The sequence below is a fragment of the Amycolatopsis sp. 505 genome (genome assembly GCF_031625235.1).
GTDB lineage: Bacteria > Actinomycetota > Actinomycetes > Mycobacteriales > Pseudonocardiaceae > Amycolatopsis.
This window is the reverse complement of sequence record NZ_JACKQP010000007.1, coordinates 600,522-618,932: the sequence shown is the minus strand read 5'-3', so window position 1 is coordinate 618,932 and position 18,411 is coordinate 600,522. Positions and strand designations below refer to the sequence as shown.

Here is an 18,411-nt window from a genome sequence, read left to right as displayed (position 1 = left end):
GAGGCCGAACCACCGGAAACCCTTGTTGCATCTTCAACTTCTCGCGAATCACACGGTTCCCGCCCGTTGCCGACCTGAGCCCCCGAGCTGACCCTGCGGTAAGGTCGGCGCCGTGCCCCCGTACTCCGGAAATCGTTGGATGAACGATGAGTCGACAGGCCAAACCTGGGAGTAAGCCCTATCGCGCGCAACTGCGCGAGCGGCTGACCGCCTTGGGCTTCCCCGAGGAGGCGATCCCGGCCCAGGTCGCGAAGAACCTGATCGTCGAATGCCGGATCCCGCCGCGCACCGCCTGGCGGCTGGCGTCCGAGCTCTCGCTCGACGTCGCGGCGCACCAGTACAACGCCGTCACCGGAGACCCCCGCGCGGGCATGCGCGGCACGCGGATCTGGGAGTACGAGCAGTGGCCCGACCGCGGCGTCCGGCCCACCGTCGCCGCGCTGCGGGTGCTGGCCCAGGTCTACGGCACCGGCTGGAAGTGCCTGCTGGGGCTGCAGGACCTCGAGCAGCTGCCGGCCAAGGACCTCGCCGAGTACCACGCCGATCTGCAGCCCACGGTCGCGTCGCCCGAGCCCGCGGCGCCGCCGGCCCGCATCCTCACCGAAACCCGGGCCGGCACCCGCGCCGAAGCCCGGTCCGACGAGGAGCTCGGTGCCGGTGCCCTGGACGACGCCATCCTGCTCACCAAGACCAACGTGGACGACGTCCAGCTCGACGACCTGTGGTCGGACCTGGACTTCCTGGGCGGCGCCTACACCCGCACCGCGCCCGATTCGATCCTCGGCCAGCTCGCCGTGATCGAGGAGCGGACGGCGTCCCTGCTGAAGGGCAGGCAACGCCCGAAGCAGACGCAAGACCTCCTGCTCATCGGCGCGAAGACGAGCGCGATGATGGCGTGGATCGCCGGTGACCTCGGCCGCTACCGGCTCTCGCGCGAGCTGAACTCCGCCGCCTGGCTCTACACCCAGTACGCCGACGACTTCCTCGCCCGGCGCTGGGTGCGCACGTCACAGGCGCGCGTGGCGTTCTGGGCCGGGAACGGCATCGAGTCCGCGAAACTGGCCGCCGACGGGCTCAACTACCACGCCGCCGGGCGCCTCACCGACGCCCCGCTGATCCTCGCCGAGGCGCGCGGCTGGTCGTCGGTGCAGGCCGAGCGGCAGGTGCTGGACGCGATCGCGCGCTGGACGGCCATCGAGGACCCGGACCTCGGGGCCGGCGGCGAGGACAGCTTCTTCAACATCACGAAGGACCGGCGCCACTACATGGCCGGGAACTCGCTGCTTTCGGTCGGGCAGGCCGCCGCCGCGCTGCGCGAGTTCACCACCGCCCGCGAGGCCTTCGAGAAGCTGTCGCTGGAGAACCGCTGGGAAGCCATGGATCCGATGATCCGGATCGACACCGGCCGCGCCCACCTGCAGCTCGACGACCTCGACGGCGCCGCCGCACAGGTGGAGCCGCTGCTCGACGCGGGGGTGGGCAAACAGCCGGACATGGTGCGCGCCATGCTGAAGCTGATGGCCACCGAGCTGTCCGGGCCGCGCTGGCGTTCGGCCACGACGGCCCGCAACCTCGCCGAAGCACTCCTGGACGCCCACGCCTCGGCGCGGCCGTGACCCCTGAGCAAACCCGGACGGAGGCGCCCGAAGTGGCACCGCACGATTTCTCGTGCCCGCAACTGCCGTGTGAGGAGGACCGGACGTTCGACCAGCAGCGGGACGTCGTCGTGGTGGCCGACCGCTTCGCGCAGTTCGCCCGCGACGACCGGGTGTTCACCCTGTCCGGCCTGCTGGCCCTGCTCGGCACCGGCGGTCTCACGCCGCCGGACTGCCGCTGGGTCGTCCACTTCGGCCAGGGCATCGACGCGACCGACGGTGACCTGCTCCAGGCCGCGTGCGACAAGAGCGAGGGAGCCTTGTGCCTCGCGGATCCGGAGGCGTTCCGGCTGCCGCACGAGCCGCCGATCGTCGTCCACAAGGACCGGCCGGAGAACGTGCTGCTCGCCGGCGTGCACAGCCCCGCGCCCACGCACTGCCGCGCCGAGCTGCGGATCCACCGGGACAACGAGCTCGTCCTCGACCACCACACCGGCGAGCACGTGCAGGGCATCGTGATCATCGAGGCGATGCGCCAGATCTGCATCGCGCAGTTCGAGACCGCGGTCCGCCCCGGTCTCGCCCCGGCCGCGTACGCCGGGGTGTGGAAGCGGATCGACCTGTCCTTCCAGGACTTCCTGTTCCCGCTGCCGGCCACGGTCGAATCGCTGATCGTCGAAGCCGACCTCGACCGGGAGACCAACCTCAAGTTCCGCGCCACGACGTCGGTGCGCCAGCACGGCCGGACCGTGGCCACCGCCGGCATCGAGTACTCGATGATCGCGCAGGGCCGCGTCGGCACCCTCGAACGCCGCAAGGCCGACCAGGCCACCCGGGCCTACCTCGGGTGAGCCGTCACTCCGGAAGGGAAACCACTTCACGATGTCCGACCTGCAGCAGCAGGACCGCTCCGCGTCCTTCGCCCAGGGCCTGAAACTCATCCAGCAGCTCGGCGGGGCCGACCGGCCGGCCGTGCTGGACCTGTTCGAGAGCATCGGGGAGGCCGAGTTCGGCGAGCAGTGCGTGGGGTTCATCTACGGCGATGTCTACCACCGGCCCGGCCTGCCGCTGCCGGAACGGCAGCTGGCCACGGTCGCCGCGCTCACCGCGCTCGGCTACGCGGGGTCGCAGCTGCAGTTCCACGCCAAGGCCGCGCTCAACGTCGGCTGCACCCGCCGCCAGCTGATCGAGGCCGTGATCCACGTCAGCTCGTTCGCCGGGTTCCCGGCCACGCTCAACGCCCTGACGGCGCTCAAGGCGGCTTTCGAAGGGCTGCCGGAGGAGGAGCAGCAGCCCGAGGACGCCGCCGACCTGCCTTGGGCGGGCATCGAGGACCGCTACGAGCGCGGCCTGGCGGCGATGAAGGCCGTCGACGGCGAGGCGGGGGAGCGGGTCGCCGAGGCGCTGCGGGACATCGCCCCCGACCTGGCCACCTACATCGTCGAATTCACCTTCGGCGAGATCTACTCCCGGCCGCACCTGAGCCTGCGCCACCGCGAGATCGTCACGATCGCCGCGTGCGTCGCGCTGGGCACCGCGCTGCCGCAGCTGAAGGTGCACATCCACGGGCTGCTCAACGTCGGCGGCACCGAGCAGGAGGTCGTGGAGACCGTGCTGCACCTGGCGTTCTATTGCGGTTTCCCGGCCGCGCTCAACGCCATCGCGGCCGCGCGCGAAGTATTCGCGCAGCGGTGAGCGGCTTCGACAAGCTGCGCGTGGTCGCGCTGGACTGCGACGGCGTGCTCATCGACGACACCTACCTGGCCATGCTCGCCCGGTTCGTCACCGAGCACGGCGGGGTGTACGACGCCGCGGCCGAGCGGGACGTCATCGGGCTGCGTGACATCGTCGTCGCCGAAAAGGTGACCGCGCTCTGTGGTCTGGACCAGCCGGCCGAGGCGACGTTGAAGCAGCTGTGGGCCGCGCGGCAGGACTACCTGGCCGAGCACCCGATCCGGGTGGCCGAAGGCGCGCGGGAGTGCCTGGCGGCCCTGTCGAAGCTGCCGGTGCGGCTGGTCTGCTACGGCGGCCGCACCCGCGAGCACACCTTCGACCACCACCTCGGCGACTTCGTGGACCTGCTGGATCCCGAGGTGCCCTACGTGAGCATCAACGAGCACCGGCCGGGCGTCGACCACATCACGCGGACCGTGCTCGGCGTCGGGTTCGACGAGATCGTCTTCGTCGACGACGTCAGCCGGGTGGCCGAGGACGCCCGCGCGCACGGCGCCGGGTTCGTGGGGTTCCCGTCGAGCCCCGCCCACGCGCGGCAGCGGGAGTTCATGGCCTCGTACGGCGTCCGCCACTTCGCCACGTCGCTCACCGAACTGACCCCGGAACTGCTGGCCATCGTCGACGGCGAGCTCGCGGCTTCGACACACTGGCCTCGTCGATGAGTGTTGCCGACCCCTTGGAGCCGCTGTGAAGTTCTTTTCCCTGCCCCGTCCCGGTGCCGGGCTCGTCCTCGGCGAGCGTGACGTGCCCGAACCCGGTCCCGGACAGGTCCTGGTCCGCCTGCGCGGGTGGGCGCTGAACGCCCGTGACCTGATGATCCTCAGGGGGTTCTACCCGAAGCCGGTGAAGCCGGACGTGATCCCGCTGTCCGACGGCGCGGGCGAGGTCGTCGCGGTCGGGGCCGGGGTGCGGGCCTGGACCGCGGGTGACCGGGTGGCGGCGACGTACTTCCCGGACTGGCTGGCCGGGCCCGGCACGCCGGAGAAGACCGCGGACGACCTGGGCGGCACGCTCGACGGCGTGCTCGCGGAGTACGCCGTCTTCGCCGAGGACGCCCTGGTGGCCGTGCCCGCGCACCTGGACTACGCGGAAGCCGCCACGCTGCCCAGCGCCGGCGTGACGGCGTGGCGGGCGGTCGTCGAGGAAGGCCGGCTGACGCCGGGGCAGACCGTGCTCACCCTGGGCAGCGGCGGGCTGTCGACGTTCGCGCTGCAGTTCGCCGCGCTCGGCGGCGCCCACGTCGTCTCGACGTCGAGCTCGGACGAGAAGCTGGAGCGGCTGCGCGCGCTCGGTGCGGCGGAGACGCTCAACTACGCGACTACCCCGGAGTGGGGTGCCGCGGTGGCGGAGCTGACCGGCGGCGGCGTCGACCACGTCGTCGACGTGGGCGGCGGCGGCACGATCGGCCAGTCGATGCTCGCCGCGCGGTACGGCGGCCACGTCAGCGTCGCCGGCGTCCTGACCCACGAGGGTGGCGCGGACCCGATCCTGGTGTTGGTCAAGCAGCTGACCCTGCGCGGCCTCACCAACGCCTCCCGCGAGACGTTCCAGGCGATGAACACCGCGATCGAGCGGACCGGCCTGCGGCCGGTCGTCGACCGCCGGTTCGCCTTCGACGAGGTGGCCGAGGCGCTCAAGCACCTGGAGTCCGGGACCCACCTCGGGAAGGTCGTGCTGGAGAGCGCCTGAGCCGCCGCTGCCCGCCGGGTAAGTTTTGCCGGCCCGGGTGGGTATTTTCGGTACCCGTGAGCCCTGTTTTCGCAGGTCAGCAGGGTTGTGGGGGAGTGAAAAAGTCCCCTTTGGGCAGGAATGGCGGTGGCCATCGGCACCAGGAAGAGTGGACATCACCGGGGACGCCACCCGAGCAGGCTGCGGCTGCTCGGGCGGTAGACCCCGGGACTGGGGGCGCGGGGAGGGGGTTTCAACCGCCTGGGGGTGGGTTGAAACCCCCTTCGCCCGCGCGACGGAAGGTCGCGAATGACTCATTCGGGACCTCCGAGGTCCCGAATGAGTCATTCGCGGCACCGGCTCAGGACGTCGTGCAGGACCGGCCGTTGAGCGAAATCGCGCCCGGCCGGGAGTTCACCATCCCCGAACTCCCGGTGAAGCCGAACTCCGCGCTCCCACCCGGCGGGATGGTCTTGTTCCAGCCCGCGTCCAGGGCCGTCACCGCCGCGCCGGCCTGGGTGACCTGCGCGTTCCACGCCTGGGTCACCCGCTGGCCGTCGGCGAACGTCCACGTCGCCGTCCAGCCCGTCACCGCCGCGGTGCCGGTGTTGCCCAGCTTCACCGAGGCCTGGAAGCCGCCCTGCCACTGGTTGGTGACCGTGTAGGCCGCCGTGCAGGAACCCGACGGCACCGGAGTCGTGGTCGTCGTCGGAGTCGTGGTCGTGGTGGGGGTGGTCGTCGTCGGCGTGGTGCTTGTCGGAGGGGGCGGCTCGCTGCCGCCGGACTCGCCGATGATCACGCCGCGGCCGTTCGTGCCCACGTACACCCGGCCGTACACCCGCGGGTCGCCGGTCAGCGCCGCCCCGATGTTGCCGTACTGGTGCTGGTCGTCATTGATCCGCGTCCAGGACCCTCCGGCGTCGTCCGAGCGGAAGATCCCGCGCACCCCGCCGATTTCGGCGATCGTGTACAACGTCGCATACGTCCGGCCGGGAGCGGCCTTGCCGAACCCGATGTTGTCGGCTTCGGTGACGTTCGCCAGTTTCGTGAAGGACGCTCCGGAGTCGGTCGAGTGCCACAGGCCGTACGCCGTACCGGAGCCGCCGGCCAGCCAGACGTCCCCGGCCACGCCCGGCATCGCCTTGAAGTGGGCGGAGCCGGACGGCAGCCCGGTGGCCGCGGTCGCGGTGAACTTCGCGCCGCCGTCGGTGCTGACGTAGAACTTGCCCGCCGCGAACCCGTAGAACCGCTTCGGGTCGACCCGGTCCGACTCGACCACCGCGCCCGCCGGGATGCCCGCCGACGCCGTCCACGACGAGCCGAAGCCCACCGAGTAGCTGACGTTCGCGCCGTCCGGGCTCCAGACGAACCGGCTGCCGTCGGCGGCCGCGGCCACCGTGCCGCCGCCGGCGTTGCCGCCCGGCTCGGCGCCTTGGAACCAGTTCTTGCCGCCGTCGGTGGAGAAGGCGATCCGGTTGTCGTTCGGCCGCGCGGACCGGTCGAGCGTGCCGGCCCGCACGATCGTCGCCGGCGACAGCTCGGCGTAGTCGAGGCTGGTGGTCGTGGTGAACACCGGCTGCGTGTACATGGTGGCCGGGACGGCGTCGAGGCTGTCGTGCCGGAACCCGCCGATGTCGCCGAGGCCCGAGAGCAGCGGAGCGCCCGAGGGCGGGCTGATCAGGTCGAGCACCGCGGTCTCCTCGAGCCCGCCGACGACCGGCTTCAGGGTGATCTTCCCGCCGCTGTCCCACTTCGTCAGGTCGGACGTGCCGTAGATGGTCGCGCCGGTGCCGTACAGCAGGTGGTTCGAGTCGAAGGGGTCGATCTCCACCGACTCGGTCATCCAGCCGAGCTTCGGCGAGGGCACCGGGGGAGCGGGCTGCGTGCCGAAGGTCAGCCACGGCACCGAGGAGATGTCTTGCGTGTAGCGCAGCGACCGGTCCGGGTAGCCGGAGAAGTCCCAGATCCGGGTCCAGGTGGCCCCGCCGTCGGTGCTGCGGAAGAAGATGACGTCCGGCCACCACGACACCTGCGTGGCGACCATCAGCGTGTTCGGGTGCTGCCGGTCGATCGTCAGCCCGCTGTAGCCGAAGTAGTCGTCGCTGCTGTCGGAGGGGATCGGGCTGATCCGCGTCCAGGTGCCGGTCTTCGTGGCGTACTTCCAGACGTCGCCCTTCGCGCCGTCGTAGGGGCCGCCGGTGTCGCTGGTCGCCAGGTAGAGGTAGCCGCCGACCGGGTCGAGGACGCCCTTGTGCGCCAGGAACCCGGTGGGCTGGCCGGCCAGCCGCGCCCACGTCGTGCCGCCGTCGGTGCTGCGGTAGACGGTGTTCTGCTTGTCGGCCACCCCGGCGTAGATCGTCTGCGTGGTGCTGCCGCGGGTGCCGGTCGCCGGGTCGAACGTCACCCAGGTGACGCCTTCGATGTCGCTGGAGTACCCGGTGGTGTCGCTCGGGTCGGGCGCGTAGTTGCCGGGGTTGGGGAAACTGGTCACCTTCGCCCAGGTGACACCGGAGTCGGTGCTGCGCCAGAGCCCGTTGCCGCTCGGCGCGCCGAGGTAGAGGACGCTGTTGCGGTTGGGGTCGATCGCGAGCCGCTCGCCCATGCCGCGGCCGGGCATGTTGCCGCCGAGCTTGAACGGCAGCGCGGATGCCTGCCAGGTGGCGCCGCGGTCGGCCGAACGGAGGATCGCGCCGTTGTTCGGGTCCCAGCTGTTGGTGTACATCCCGGCGGCGACGTAGACCCGGTTCGGGTCGACGGAGTCGGTGGCCAGGCTGACGACGCCGTTGTGGCCCCAGTCGGTCCAGCCGACCGAGTCCAGCAGCGGGAGCCAGCGGCCGGTGGCGGTGTTCCACCGGTACGCCCCGCCGATGTCGGTGCGGGCGTAGACCAGCCCGGGTTCGGTCTGGTTGAAGACGATGCCGGGGACGAACCCGCCGCCGGCGATTTCGGCGTTGCGCCATGTGGTGGCCGCCGGTGCGGCCGGGGAGGCCGGCGCGCCGACGGTGACCGCGACGGCGACCGGCACGAGCACGGCGAGCGCGCCGGCGAGCAGCCGTCTCGCCGAGCGGAACCTGGACGGGGAATGCGTTGCTGGCACGACGTTGTGCACTGTGGCCTCCACACTCTGGGAGCGCTTCCAGAGGGACGGTAAACCAGCGTTCGGAGCGTTGTAAAGCGTTCGACGATTTCGGTGATCGGCACTGTCCACAGTGGATTTACCGGCAGCCGGCGCCGGATATGCCGGAATCACATACGTGAACGTCGATCAGGTTTCTGAATTGTTATCACGGATCTTCTTGCCCGCCATTTTCCGGCGTGTGAGTGTGGTGGCCGCTGGCTGGACTGGACCTACGAAAGAGGCGACCCGGCAATGACGCAAGCAGCCCCGGCGCGGCACATCGGGCGGACCACGTTGTACTTCTTCGGCGCGCTCGGCGGCATCCTGTTCGGTTACGACCTCGGCGTCATTTCCGGGGTGCTCCCGTTCATCGGGAAACTGTGGGCACTGACCAGCTGGGACAAGGGCGTGATCACCGCCAGCCTGTCGGTCGGCGCGATCGTCGGCGCGCTGTTGTCCAGCCGCACCAACGAAGCCCTCGGCCGGCGCCGCACGATCATGGTCGCCGCGGGCATCGTCATCGTCGGCACGCTGGCGGCCAGCTTCTCGCCGACGTTCGTGCTGCTGGTGCTCTCGCGGCTGGTCATCGGGCTGGGCATCGGCCTTTCGTCGTCGACCGTCCCGACGTACCTGTCCGAACTGGCGCCGGCGAAGTGGCGGGGCGCGATGGGCGCGCTCAACCAGATCTTCATCGTGCTGGGCATCCTGATCGCGTTCCTGGTCAGCTACTGGCTCGGCCCGATCTCGGCGTGGCGCTGGATGTTCGCCGGTGCGATCGTGCCCGCGGTGGTCCTGCTCGTCGGGCTGGTGTTCCTGCCGGAGACGCCGCGCTGGCTGGTCAAGAACGGCCAGGAGGACGAGGCCCGGCGGGTGCTGGCCAGTGCGCACGGCAACGCGGTGAACCTCGACGAGGAGATCGCGACCATCCACGAGGTGATCCGGCTCGACACCGAGGAGAAGCCGCGGATCCGCGACCTGTTCTCCGGGTTCGTCCGGCCGATGCTCGTGGTGGCCCTGCTGCTCGCGATCGGCCAGCAGTTCAGCGGGGTCAACGCCATCAACGCGTACTTCCCGACGATGCTTATCGGCCTCGGGTTCGCGACGCAGGCCGCGCTGCTGTCCGGCGTGCTGCTCGGCGTCACGAAGTTCCTGTTCACCGCGTGGGTCGTGTTCGTGGTGGACCGCTGGGGCCGCAAGCCGCTGCTGCTCATCGGCAACGTCATCATGGTGCTGACCCTGGTGGGGGCCGGGCTCGTGGTGCTGAACGTCCACGACACCGGCACGCGCGGCCTGCTGATGCTGGTGATGATGGTGCTCTACCTGGTCGGCTACGAGCTCGGCTGGGGCGCGGTCGTCTGGGTGATGATGTCCGAGGTGTTCCCGCTGAAGTACCGGGCCACGGGCATGGGCGTCAGCAGCGTGGTCCTCTGGGCGGCGACGGGCATCGTGAGCGCGGTGTTCCCGATCATCTCCGACCCGAAGTCCCTCGGCATCGGCGGTTCGATGTTCCTCTTCGCCGGGGTGAACGTGGTGCTGTTCGTCCTGACCAAGTGGCTGGTGCCGGAGACGAAGGGCCGCACGCTGGAGCAGATCGAGCTCGACCTGCGGGCGCGCCAGGGCGTCGCGGCCAAGAGCTGACCCCCGGGTGGCCCAACCCCGGTGCCGCGAATGACTCATTCGGGACGTCCGAGGTCCCGAATGAGTCATTCGCGACGCTCGGGCCCGCCGCCTGGCCGGTTTCAGTGTGCGGGGGCGAGGGTGAGCTTCCCGGCCAGCCGGCCGATCCACGCCTCGACTTCCTCCGGCGACCGGTCCGGGAGGCCGAAGATCGTCTCGGTGACGCCGAGGGAATCCAGGTGCGCCAGGCGTTCCGGGTCCGGTCGCTCGCCGAGCGCGCAGATCCGCGGAGCGCCTTCCCGGCCTTCGGCGTGCCAGATCTCCTTCAGCAGGGCCACGTGCCCGTCGAGGTCGGTGTCGGCCGGCGTGGTGAGCCAGCCGTCGGCGTGGCGGGCGATCCAGCGGAACGTCTTCTCGGTCGGGCCCGCGCCGAGCAGCACCGGGATGTGCGCCTGGACCGGTTTCGGCCACGCCCAGCTCGGCCCGAAGGAGACGAACTCCCCGTCGTAGGCGGCTTCCTCCTGCGTCCACAGTGCACTCATCGCCTCGAGGTACTCGCGCAGCGCGGTGCGGCGGCGGTTCCCGGGCACGCCGTGGTCGGTCAGCTCGTCGACGTTCCAGCCGAATCCGGCGCCGAGCGTGACGCGGCCGCCGGAGAGGTGGTCGAGGCTGGCGATCGTCTTGGCGAGCGTGATCGGATCGCTCTCGACCGGCAGCGCCACCGCCGTGGACAACCGGATGCGCGACGTGACCGAGGCCGCCGTCGCCAGGGCGACCCACGGGTCGAGCGTCCGGCTGTAGCGGTCGTCGGGCAGCGACGCGTCGCCGGTGCGCGGGTGCGGTGACTCGCGCTTCACCGGGATGTGGGTGTGCTCGGGGACGTAGAAGGTCGAGAACCCCGCGGCTTCCGCGGCGCGCGCCGCGGCCGCCGGGGTGATCCCCCGGTCGCTGGTGAACAGCACGATTCCGTAGTCCACCCGCGGAGCGTATTAGAACGTGTTTCAGTTTTCAAGGTGGGCAGTCCACGAGGTGAGTACTGCCGCCGCCACGGGGAGCATGGGGGGTGGAGGTGCAGGGTGGACCCAATGCTCTACTGTGGACGGTCGCGGCCGGTGTCCCAGATCGTGGACGCCCGGGCGGGGCGGGATGGCCAGCCGGGTGCCGTATCCACTATCCTCGGTTACGGGCCGAGAGGCGCTGCAACGGACCGCGGGGTCCGCCACGCTCGACCCGCTCCACCGCACCAAGGGCGCCTCCCGGACGAGGGAGGGCGCCGATGAGTCAAGATCCCACCAGCCGGCTGCGTGAGCTGCTCGACCAGCGCGTAGCGGTCCTCGACGGTGCCTGGGGCACCATGCTGCAGGGCGCCGGGCTCACCCCGGCCGACTACCGCGGCGACCGCTTCGGCGAGCACACCCACGACGTCACCGGCGACCCCGACCTGCTGAACCTCACCCGCCCGGACGTCATCCTCGACGTCCACCGCCAGTACCTGGCCGCGGGCGCGGACATCACCACGACCAACACCTTCACCGCCACCGGCATCGGCCAGGCCGACTACGGGATGCAGGCGTACGTCCACGAGATGAACGTCCGCGGCGCGCAGCTCGCCCGCCAGGCGGCCGACGAAGTGGGCGGCCGGTTCGTCGCGGGCTCGATCGGCCCGCTCAACGTCACCCTCAGCCTCTCGCCGAAGGTCGACGACCCGGCGTACCGGGCGGTCACGTTCGAGCAGGTCAAGGCCACCTACGCCGAGCAGATCGCCGGGCTCGCCGAAGGTGGCGTCGACGTGCTGCTCATCGAGACGATCTTCGACACGCTGAACTGCAAGGCCGCGGTCGCCGCCGCGCGCGAGGTCGCGCCGCACCTGCCGCTGTGGATCTCGGTCACCATCGTCGACCTGAGCGGGCGGACGCTGTCGGGGCAGACCGTCGAGGCGTTCTGGAGCTCGATCGAGCACGCGAAACCGCTGGTCGTCGGCGTCAACTGCGCGCTCGGAGCCCAGGAGGCGCGCCCGCACGTCGAGGAACTCGCGCGGCTCGCCGACACCTACGTCGCCTGCCACCCGAACGCCGGCCTGCCGAACGCGTTCGGCGGCTACGACGAGACGCCCGAGCAGACCGCCGGGCTGCTCGGCGGGTTCGCCCGCGACGGCCTGGTCAACCTGGTCGGCGGCTGTTGCGGCACGACCCCGGCGCACATCGCGAAGATCGCCGAAGCGGCGAAGAGCATCGGCCCGCGGGTGATCCCGGCGCCGCGCACCCACACGCGCTTCAGCGGCCTCGAGCCGTTCGGCATCGGCGCCGACACCGGGTTCGTGATGATCGGCGAGCGCACCAACGTCACCGGCTCCAAGCGGTTCCGGCGGCTCATCGAATCCGGCGACCACCAGGGCGCGGTCGACGTCGCCCTCGAACAGGTCCGCGGCGGCGCCAACCTGCTCGACGTCAACATGGACGCCGACCTGCTCGAATCCGAGCAGGCGATGACGACGTTCCTCAACCTCATCGCCACCGAGCCCGAGGTGGCCCGGATCCCGGTGATGGTCGACAGCTCCAAGTGGAGCGTGCTCGAAGCCGGCCTGCGCTGCCTGCAGGGCAAGGGCGTGGTCAACTCGATCAGCCTCAAGGAGGGCGAGGAGCCGTTCCTGGCCCAGGCCCGCACGATCCGCGACTACGGCGCCGGCGTCGTCGTGATGGCCTTCGACGAGCAGGGCCAGGCCGACACCGCCGACCGCAAGGTGGAGATCTGCGCCCGCGCGTACGACCTGCTCACGCAGCAGGCCGGCTTCGCGGGCGAGGACATCATCTTCGACCCGAACGTCCTCGCCGTCGCCACCGGTATCGCCGAGCACAACGGCTACGCGAAGGCGTTCATCGACGCGCTGCCCCGGATCAAGGAACGCTGTCCCGGCGTCCACATCTCCGGCGGCATCTCGAACCTGTCGTTCTCCTTCCGCGGCAACGACGTCGTCCGCGAGGCGATGCACTCGGCGTTCCTCTTCCACGCCATGCAGGTCGGCCTGGACATGGGCATCGTCAACGCCGGCCAGCTCGCCGTCTACGAAGACATCCCCAAGGACCTGCTGGAGCTGGTCGAGGACGTGCTCTTCGACCGTCGCGAAGACGCCACCGACCGGCTGGTCGCCTTCGCCGAGAACGTCAAGGGCAGCGGCACCAAGCGCGTCGTCGACCTCTCCTGGCGCGAAGGCCCGGTCGGCGACCGCCTGTCCCACGCCCTGGTCCACGGCATCGTCGACTACATCGAGGAAGACACCGAAGAGGCGCGGCAGCAGCTGCCCCGGCCCCTCGACGTCATCGAGGGCCCGCTGATGGACGGCATGAAGATCGTCGGCGACCTGTTCGGCTCCGGCAAGATGTTCCTGCCGCAGGTGGTCAAGAGCGCCCGCGTGATGAAGCGCTCGGTCGCCTACCTCGAGCCGTTCATGGAGGCGGAGAAGGAGCAGGCGCGCCAGGAAGGCCGGCTCGCCTCCAGCGGTGGCCAGGGCAAGATCGTGCTCGCCACGGTCAAGGGCGACGTCCACGACATCGGCAAGAACATCGTCGGCGTCGTCCTCGGCTGCAACAACTACGAGGTGATCGACCTCGGCGTGATGGTGCCGGCGGGCAAGATCCTGGACACCGCGGTCACCGAAGGCGCCGACGCCGTCGGGCTGTCCGGGCTGATCACGCCGTCGCTGGACGAGATGGTCGCCGTCGCCACCGAAATGCAGCGGCGCGGGCTGAAGATGCCGCTGCTCATCGGCGGCGCGACGACGTCCAAGCAGCACACGGCGGTGAAGATCGCCCCGGCCTACGACAACGCGACGGTGCACGTCCTCGACGCCTCGCGCGTGGTCGGCGTCGTCTCCGACCTGCTCGACCCGGACCGCTCGATCGCGCTCACCGCGAAGAACCGGGCCGACCAGGAAGTGCTGCGCGAGCAGCACGCGAGCAAGCAGCGCCGCCCGATGCTCACCCTCGAACAGGCCCGCGCGAACCCCGAGAAGGTGGCCTTCGACGGCTTGCCGACCCCGGCGTTCACCGGCCTGCGCGTGGTCGAGCCGAGCATCGCCGAACTGCGCGAGATGGTCGACTGGCAGTTCCTGTTCCTGGCCTGGGAGCTCAAGGGCAAGTACCCGGCCATCCTCGAACAGCCGGTCGCGCGCGAGCTGTTCGACGACGCGAACACGCTGCTGGACCAGATCATCGCCGAAGGCAGCTTCACCGCGAAGGGCGCGTACGCGTTCTGGCCGGCGCACAGCGAGGGCGACGACATCCTGCTCGAAGGCGACTACGCGCACGTCAAGTTCCCGATGCTGCGGCAGCAGACGGCCAAGCCCGAGGACCGCGCGAACCGCTGCCTGGCCGACTACATCGCCCCGATCGGCGACCACCTCGGCGGCTTCGCGGTGGCGATCCACGGCGCCGAGGCGCTGGCCGCGCGCTACGAGGCCGAGCAGGACGACTACCGCGCGATCATGGTCAAGGCGCTGGCCGACCGCCTCGCCGAGGCGTTCGCCGAGCACATCCACCTGCGCGCCCGCCGCGACTGGTTCGAGCCGGACGCGCAGCCGAAGCTGGAGGACCTGCACGCGGAGCGCTTCCGCGGCATCCGCCCGGCGCTCGGCTACCCGGCCAGCCCCGACCACAGCCAGAAGCGCGAGCTGTTCGAGCTGCTGGAAGCGGACGGGCTGGGCATGGCCCTGACGGAGTCGTTCGCGATGACCCCGGCGGCGAGCGTGTCCGGCCTGATCTTCGCCCACCCGGACTCCCGCTACTTCACCGTCGGCCGCCTCGGCCGCGACCAGGTCGAGGACTACGCCCGCCGCAAGGGGGTCGAGGTCGCCGAGGTCGAGCAGTGGCTCCGCCCGAACCTGGCCTACGACCCCGAGGCGTAGTCCGGCAGCTCGATGTCCGTGGCGAACTTGTCGGTCGCCTTGAGCATCAGGCCGAGGAGGAAGCGGGACTTGAACGTCCAGTCCCGCAGCTTGATCCGCAGCGGCGACGGCGGCGCCAGGAACGGCCCGGCGCTGCCGCGCTGCGAGACCTTGGCGTAGTCCCGCATCAGTTCCTCGTAGCGGGCGAACGCGACGCGGTGGTCGCCGTCGGCCGCGCGCAGCTCGCCGGCCAGCACGTACGCGCCGACGACCGCCAGGCCGGTGCCGAAGCCGCCCAGGGTGTTGCCGTACGCCGCGTCGCCGAGCAGCACGACCCGGCCGCGGGCGTAGCCGTCGATCGTCACGCGGCTGAGCGAGTCCAGGTAGAACTCGCGGGCCTGCGGGATCCGGGCCATCAGCTCCGGCACGCGCCAGCCCGCGCCGCGGTAGGCGTCCATCAGCAGCCGGCGCTGCTTGTCGGTGTCGGTGCGGTCGTAGTCCAGCTCGGGAGGCGAACACGAAGAACGCCGACGCCTTCGGACCGCCGACCGCGGCCATCCGGCCGGGCTCGTTGTACATCTGCGCGTCGCCGCCGCCGAGCTCCTCGCCGAGCTCGGCCAGCGCATAGTGGTAACCGAGGTACTGCACGTAGTCGCGCTCCGGGCCGAAGGCGAGCCGCCGGACGTTCGAGTGGATGCCGTCCGCGCCGACGACCAGGTCGAACCGGCGCGGCTCCGCCCGGGCGAAGGTGACGTCGACGCCGCCGGTGGTCTCGGTCAGCGACGTGATGGTGTCACCGAAGAGGTACTCGCAGTCCGTGTGGCTGTACAGGATCTCCGACAGCTCGCCGCGGCGGATCTCGATGTCGCCGCCGGTGAATTCGCCGGGGATCACGGCCCGCGGCCTTCCGGTCGCGTCGACGATCGTCTGGTCCTGCCCGCCGGTCTGGCGGCGCAGGACCTCGTCGAGGACGCCCATGCGGTCCAGGACGGTCCGGTGGGTGGCGCCCTTGAAGTCGACGGCTTGGCCGCCGGGCCGCAGCGCCGGGGCGCGTTCGACGACGGTCACGGTGCAGCCGAAGCGGGTCAGCCAGCAGGCCAGCGCGGGGCCGGCGACGCTCGCGCCGGAGATCAGGACGGTGAGGTTCTCCATGCCGCCGAGCTTCGCCAGGGCCGCTTACCGGTCCCTGGCGAAGCGCTGACGGCCGGCTACTCGACGGCGCCGTTGTTCGTCAGCAGCGTCTGGTACCAAGTGTCGTACGGGTGGTTGGTCGCCGGGTAGTTCGCCAGGGGAGTCGTCGCCTGGCTCGCGGAGTCGAAGTCCCAGCCGCGGACCAGCCTGCCCGCCTGCCGGGCGGAGGTGATGAACGCCGACTCCGTCGCGGGCGCGCCGTAGAACAGCGCGCCCTGCTGCAGCTCGGCGCTGTCGCCCTTCTGGAACTCGTCGAAGGCGACCTGCCGGTAGCGGATGCGGTCACCGGCGACGCGGTCGGTGTCGGCGCGCAGGGTCTGCGCCGAGGTCGGGCCGTCCGCGCCGGTCCACACCGACACCGTGCGGCCGGCGCTGCTCGACGTCGCCTTCGCGAACCGCGCGTCGGAAGTCTTGCCGTTGCCGGTCCACGCCACCGTGGTGCCCGCGAGCACGCCGTCCCAGGCCCAGTTCTGGCTGTTGTTCTGGCTCTTGTGGATCTCCCGCAGGTGCGTCCCGTCGGTGAAGGCGACCGTCGGCAGGACGCCGTTGTCGTACTGGTGGCTGGCCTGCCAGGTGATCTCGCCGTCCGCGCCGAGCTTGCCGACGTGGGACCAGAGCGTGGTCGCGCCCTGCGACTGGTGGACCTCGACGAGGTCGCCGTTGTCGTTGAGGGCGACGGCCGGCGTCTGCCCGCTGTCGTACTTGCCGTGCCGCAGCCAGGTGACCCGCCCGTCGGCGCCGTAGGTCCCGGTCCAGTACCAGAGCGCGCCGGCCCCGGAGTCGTGCACCTCGACGACCTGGCCGCGGCCGTTGAGCGCGACGGCCGGGTGGTAGCCGACGTCGCGCTTGTACTCGGTGCGGGAGCCGCCGTCGCCGGACAGCAGCGGCAGCACGCGCCCGCGCAGCGCGTCGACGTCCGGCTGGGCCGCCGGGTAGTCCTGCGCCCGCAGCAGCCTCGCGCCGAACACCGACTCGAGCTCCTGGTTGAGCGCGGTCAGGTTCCCCGCGGCGAACGAGGGGTTGTCGGTCAGGTCGTCCTTCAGGTCGAACATGACGACGATCGGCGCGGCGGCCGGGTGCTGCGCGGACCAGGTGTTCACCACGGCCAGCCAGTCGCGGAGGTTGTTCGACGCCGGGTTGCCGCCGCCGTGGTCCACGAGGTTGCCGGGCGAGTCGTGCCCGACGGCGTAGTCGTGCGAGGTGGCGTAGCCGTTGTCGTGCACGTCGAGTTCGAGGAATCGCACGCCGTGGTCGAGCTGGTAGGCGATGGAGTTCTTGGCGCCGTCGACGTTGCCCGAGTAGCTGTTGTGGGTCGCGCGGAAGACCGACGCGGTGAACGGCGGGCTCGCGGCGTGGGCCGTGGCGGGTATCAGGAGGGCGGAGGCGGTGAGTGCGGCGGTGGCCAGTGCGGGCAGACGGCGCATCCTGGAGTCCTCACGTCGGCAACGGGGCGCGGCCCATCCTGGCGCCCCCGCGGTGGCGCTGTCTCGAATTCCGGGTGAACGGTCACCGGTAATCTCGCCGGTATGGCGGCAGAACACGTGATCGTGACGTCCACGACGGACTCGGAAACCGCGGCCCGCGAGCTGGCCACCGAGGCGGTGGCCGCCCGGCTCGGGGCGTGCGCCCAGATCGTCGGCCCGATCACCAGCGTCTACCGGTGGGAGGGAGCCGTGCAGACCGATCAGGAGTGGCGGGTGGAAATCAAGACCACCGCCGAACGGGTGCCCGCGCTCACCGAACGCCTCCGGCAGCTGCACGGCTACGACCTGCCGGAGGTCGTCGCCACGCCGATCACCGGGGGCAGCGCCGAATACCTGGCGTGGCTGACCGAGGAGACCGCTGGCTAGATTCGGCGCATGGACCACGATGGACTCAGGCAGCGCTTCGCGACGCTGACCACCGCCCACCTCGCCGACGCGTGCATCCGCGCCGGGCTCCCGGTGCGGTGCGCACCGGCCCCGACGCGGGCCGTGGTGCCGGGCAGCCGGCTGTTCGGGCCGGCCGTTCCGGCCCGGCACGTCGGCAGCGTCGACGTCTTCCTCGAGGCGTTCGAGGACGCCCCCGGCGGCGGTGTGCTGGTGGTCGACAACGGCGGACGGCTCGACGAAAGCTGCGTCGGGGACCTCGTGGTGCTCGAGGCGCGCGCCGCCGGGCTGTCCGGGGTGGAGATCTGGGGCCTGCACCGCGACACCGCGGACATCCGCGCCATCGGGCTGCCGGTGTTCAGCCTCGGCTCGCTGCCCACCGGCCCGCTCAGCCTGGGGCCCCGCATCGACGGCGGGCTGGCCGAAGCGATCGTCGGCACGTGGCGGATCGGGTCGGCCGACCTCGTGCTCGGCGACGACGACGGGGTCCTCTTCGTCCCGCTCGCCCGTGCGGGTGAATTGTTCACCCTCGCCGAAGGAATCCGCGACACCGAACGGCGCCAGGCCGACCGCATCCGCGGCGGCGAACCGTTGCGGCAGCAGGTGCGGTTCGGTGACTTTCTTGCGGCGCGGGAAACGAATCCGGCGTTGACTTTCCGCGCCCATCTCCGGGCCGTGGGCGGCGCGATCGAAGAGTGAGCGCGAAAGTGTGATCACCCGCCTGATCGGGTATCCCGGGCC

12 protein-coding genes and 1 pseudogene are annotated in these 18,411 nt (G+C 70.9%); 9 read left to right on the top strand and 4 right to left on the bottom strand.

Going from position 1 to position 18,411, the window contains the following annotated elements; genetic code table 11:
- The first annotated feature begins 146 nt into the window (after positions 1-146).
- Genes H5965_RS27785 through H5965_RS27765 form a run of 5 tightly spaced genes read left to right on the top strand, consistent with a single transcriptional unit; the run spans position 147 to position 5,018 of the window.
- Positions 147-1,616: a hypothetical protein gene (locus H5965_RS27785; RefSeq protein ID WP_310973185.1), complete on the top strand. Its 1,470-nt coding sequence runs from the start codon at positions 147-149 to the stop codon at positions 1,614-1,616.
- A 32-nt stretch (positions 1,617-1,648) separates the two neighbouring features.
- Complete coding sequence (locus H5965_RS27780) at positions 1,649-2,446, top strand: AfsA-related hotdog domain-containing protein (RefSeq protein WP_310973183.1); 798 nt, start codon at positions 1,649-1,651, stop codon at positions 2,444-2,446.
- A 31-nt stretch (positions 2,447-2,477) separates the two neighbouring features.
- Positions 2,478-3,290 carry a carboxymuconolactone decarboxylase family protein gene (locus H5965_RS27775; RefSeq protein WP_310973181.1) on the top strand — a complete coding sequence of 271 codons (813 nt, stop codon included), beginning with the start codon at positions 2,478-2,480 and terminating at the stop codon, positions 3,288-3,290.
- The gene (locus tag H5965_RS27770; RefSeq protein ID WP_310973180.1) at positions 3,287-3,991 is read left to right on the top strand and encodes an HAD family hydrolase; all 705 of its coding nucleotides are present in this window, start codon (positions 3,287-3,289) and stop codon (positions 3,989-3,991) included. Before H5965_RS27775 ends, H5965_RS27770 begins: the two co-directional genes overlap by 4 nt.
- A 25-nt stretch (positions 3,992-4,016) precedes the next feature.
- Positions 4,017-5,018 (top strand): NAD(P)-dependent alcohol dehydrogenase, encoded by a 1,002-nt coding sequence (locus tag H5965_RS27765; RefSeq protein ID WP_310973179.1) that lies wholly within the window; start codon positions 4,017-4,019, stop codon positions 5,016-5,018.
- A 340-nt stretch (positions 5,019-5,358) separates the two neighbouring features.
- Here H5965_RS27765 and H5965_RS27760 read toward each other — a convergent pair whose 3' ends face one another.
- Positions 5,359-8,106, bottom strand: coding sequence for a cellulose binding domain-containing protein (locus H5965_RS27760; protein WP_310973178.1), 2,748 nt, complete (start codon positions 8,104-8,106; stop codon positions 5,359-5,361).
- Between the two features lie 261 nt (positions 8,107-8,367).
- Between H5965_RS27760 and H5965_RS27755 the strand changes: the two genes are divergently transcribed.
- Positions 8,368-9,753, top strand: a complete 1,386-nt coding sequence (locus H5965_RS27755) for a sugar porter family MFS transporter (protein WP_310973177.1) — start codon at positions 8,368-8,370, stop codon at positions 9,751-9,753.
- 101 nt (positions 9,754-9,854) lie between these two features.
- On the opposite strand, the gene H5965_RS27750 is transcribed toward H5965_RS27755, so the two are convergent.
- Positions 9,855-10,709: an LLM class F420-dependent oxidoreductase gene (locus H5965_RS27750; RefSeq protein ID WP_310973176.1), complete on the bottom strand. Its 855-nt coding sequence runs from the start codon at positions 10,707-10,709 to the stop codon at positions 9,855-9,857.
- Between the two features lie 299 nt (positions 10,710-11,008).
- On the opposite strand from H5965_RS27750, the gene metH reads away from it, so the two are divergent.
- Positions 11,009-14,632, top strand: a complete 3,624-nt coding sequence (gene metH / locus H5965_RS27745; RefSeq protein WP_310973175.1) for a methionine synthase — start codon at positions 11,009-11,011, stop codon at positions 14,630-14,632.
- On the opposite strand, the pseudogene H5965_RS27740 reads toward metH, so the two are convergent.
- Positions 14,614-15,763: pseudogene (locus tag H5965_RS27740) on the bottom strand (FAD-dependent monooxygenase). The gene metH and the pseudogene H5965_RS27740 overlap by 19 nt on opposite strands.
- A gap of 56 nt (positions 15,764-15,819) precedes the next feature.
- Positions 15,820-17,226, bottom strand: coding sequence for a hypothetical protein (locus H5965_RS27735; protein WP_310973174.1), 1,407 nt, complete (start codon positions 17,224-17,226; stop codon positions 15,820-15,822).
- Between the two features lie 102 nt (positions 17,227-17,328).
- Here H5965_RS27735 and cutA point away from each other — a divergent pair, with 102 nt between their 5' ends.
- Positions 17,329-17,652 carry a divalent-cation tolerance protein CutA gene (cutA, locus tag H5965_RS27730; protein ID WP_310973173.1) on the top strand — a complete coding sequence of 108 codons (324 nt, stop codon included), beginning with the start codon at positions 17,329-17,331 and terminating at the stop codon, positions 17,650-17,652.
- A gap of 9 nt (positions 17,653-17,661) precedes the next feature.
- Positions 17,662-18,369, top strand: a complete 708-nt coding sequence (locus H5965_RS27725) for an RraA family protein (protein WP_310973172.1) — start codon at positions 17,662-17,664, stop codon at positions 18,367-18,369.
- Positions 18,370-18,411: the final 42 nt, after the last annotated feature.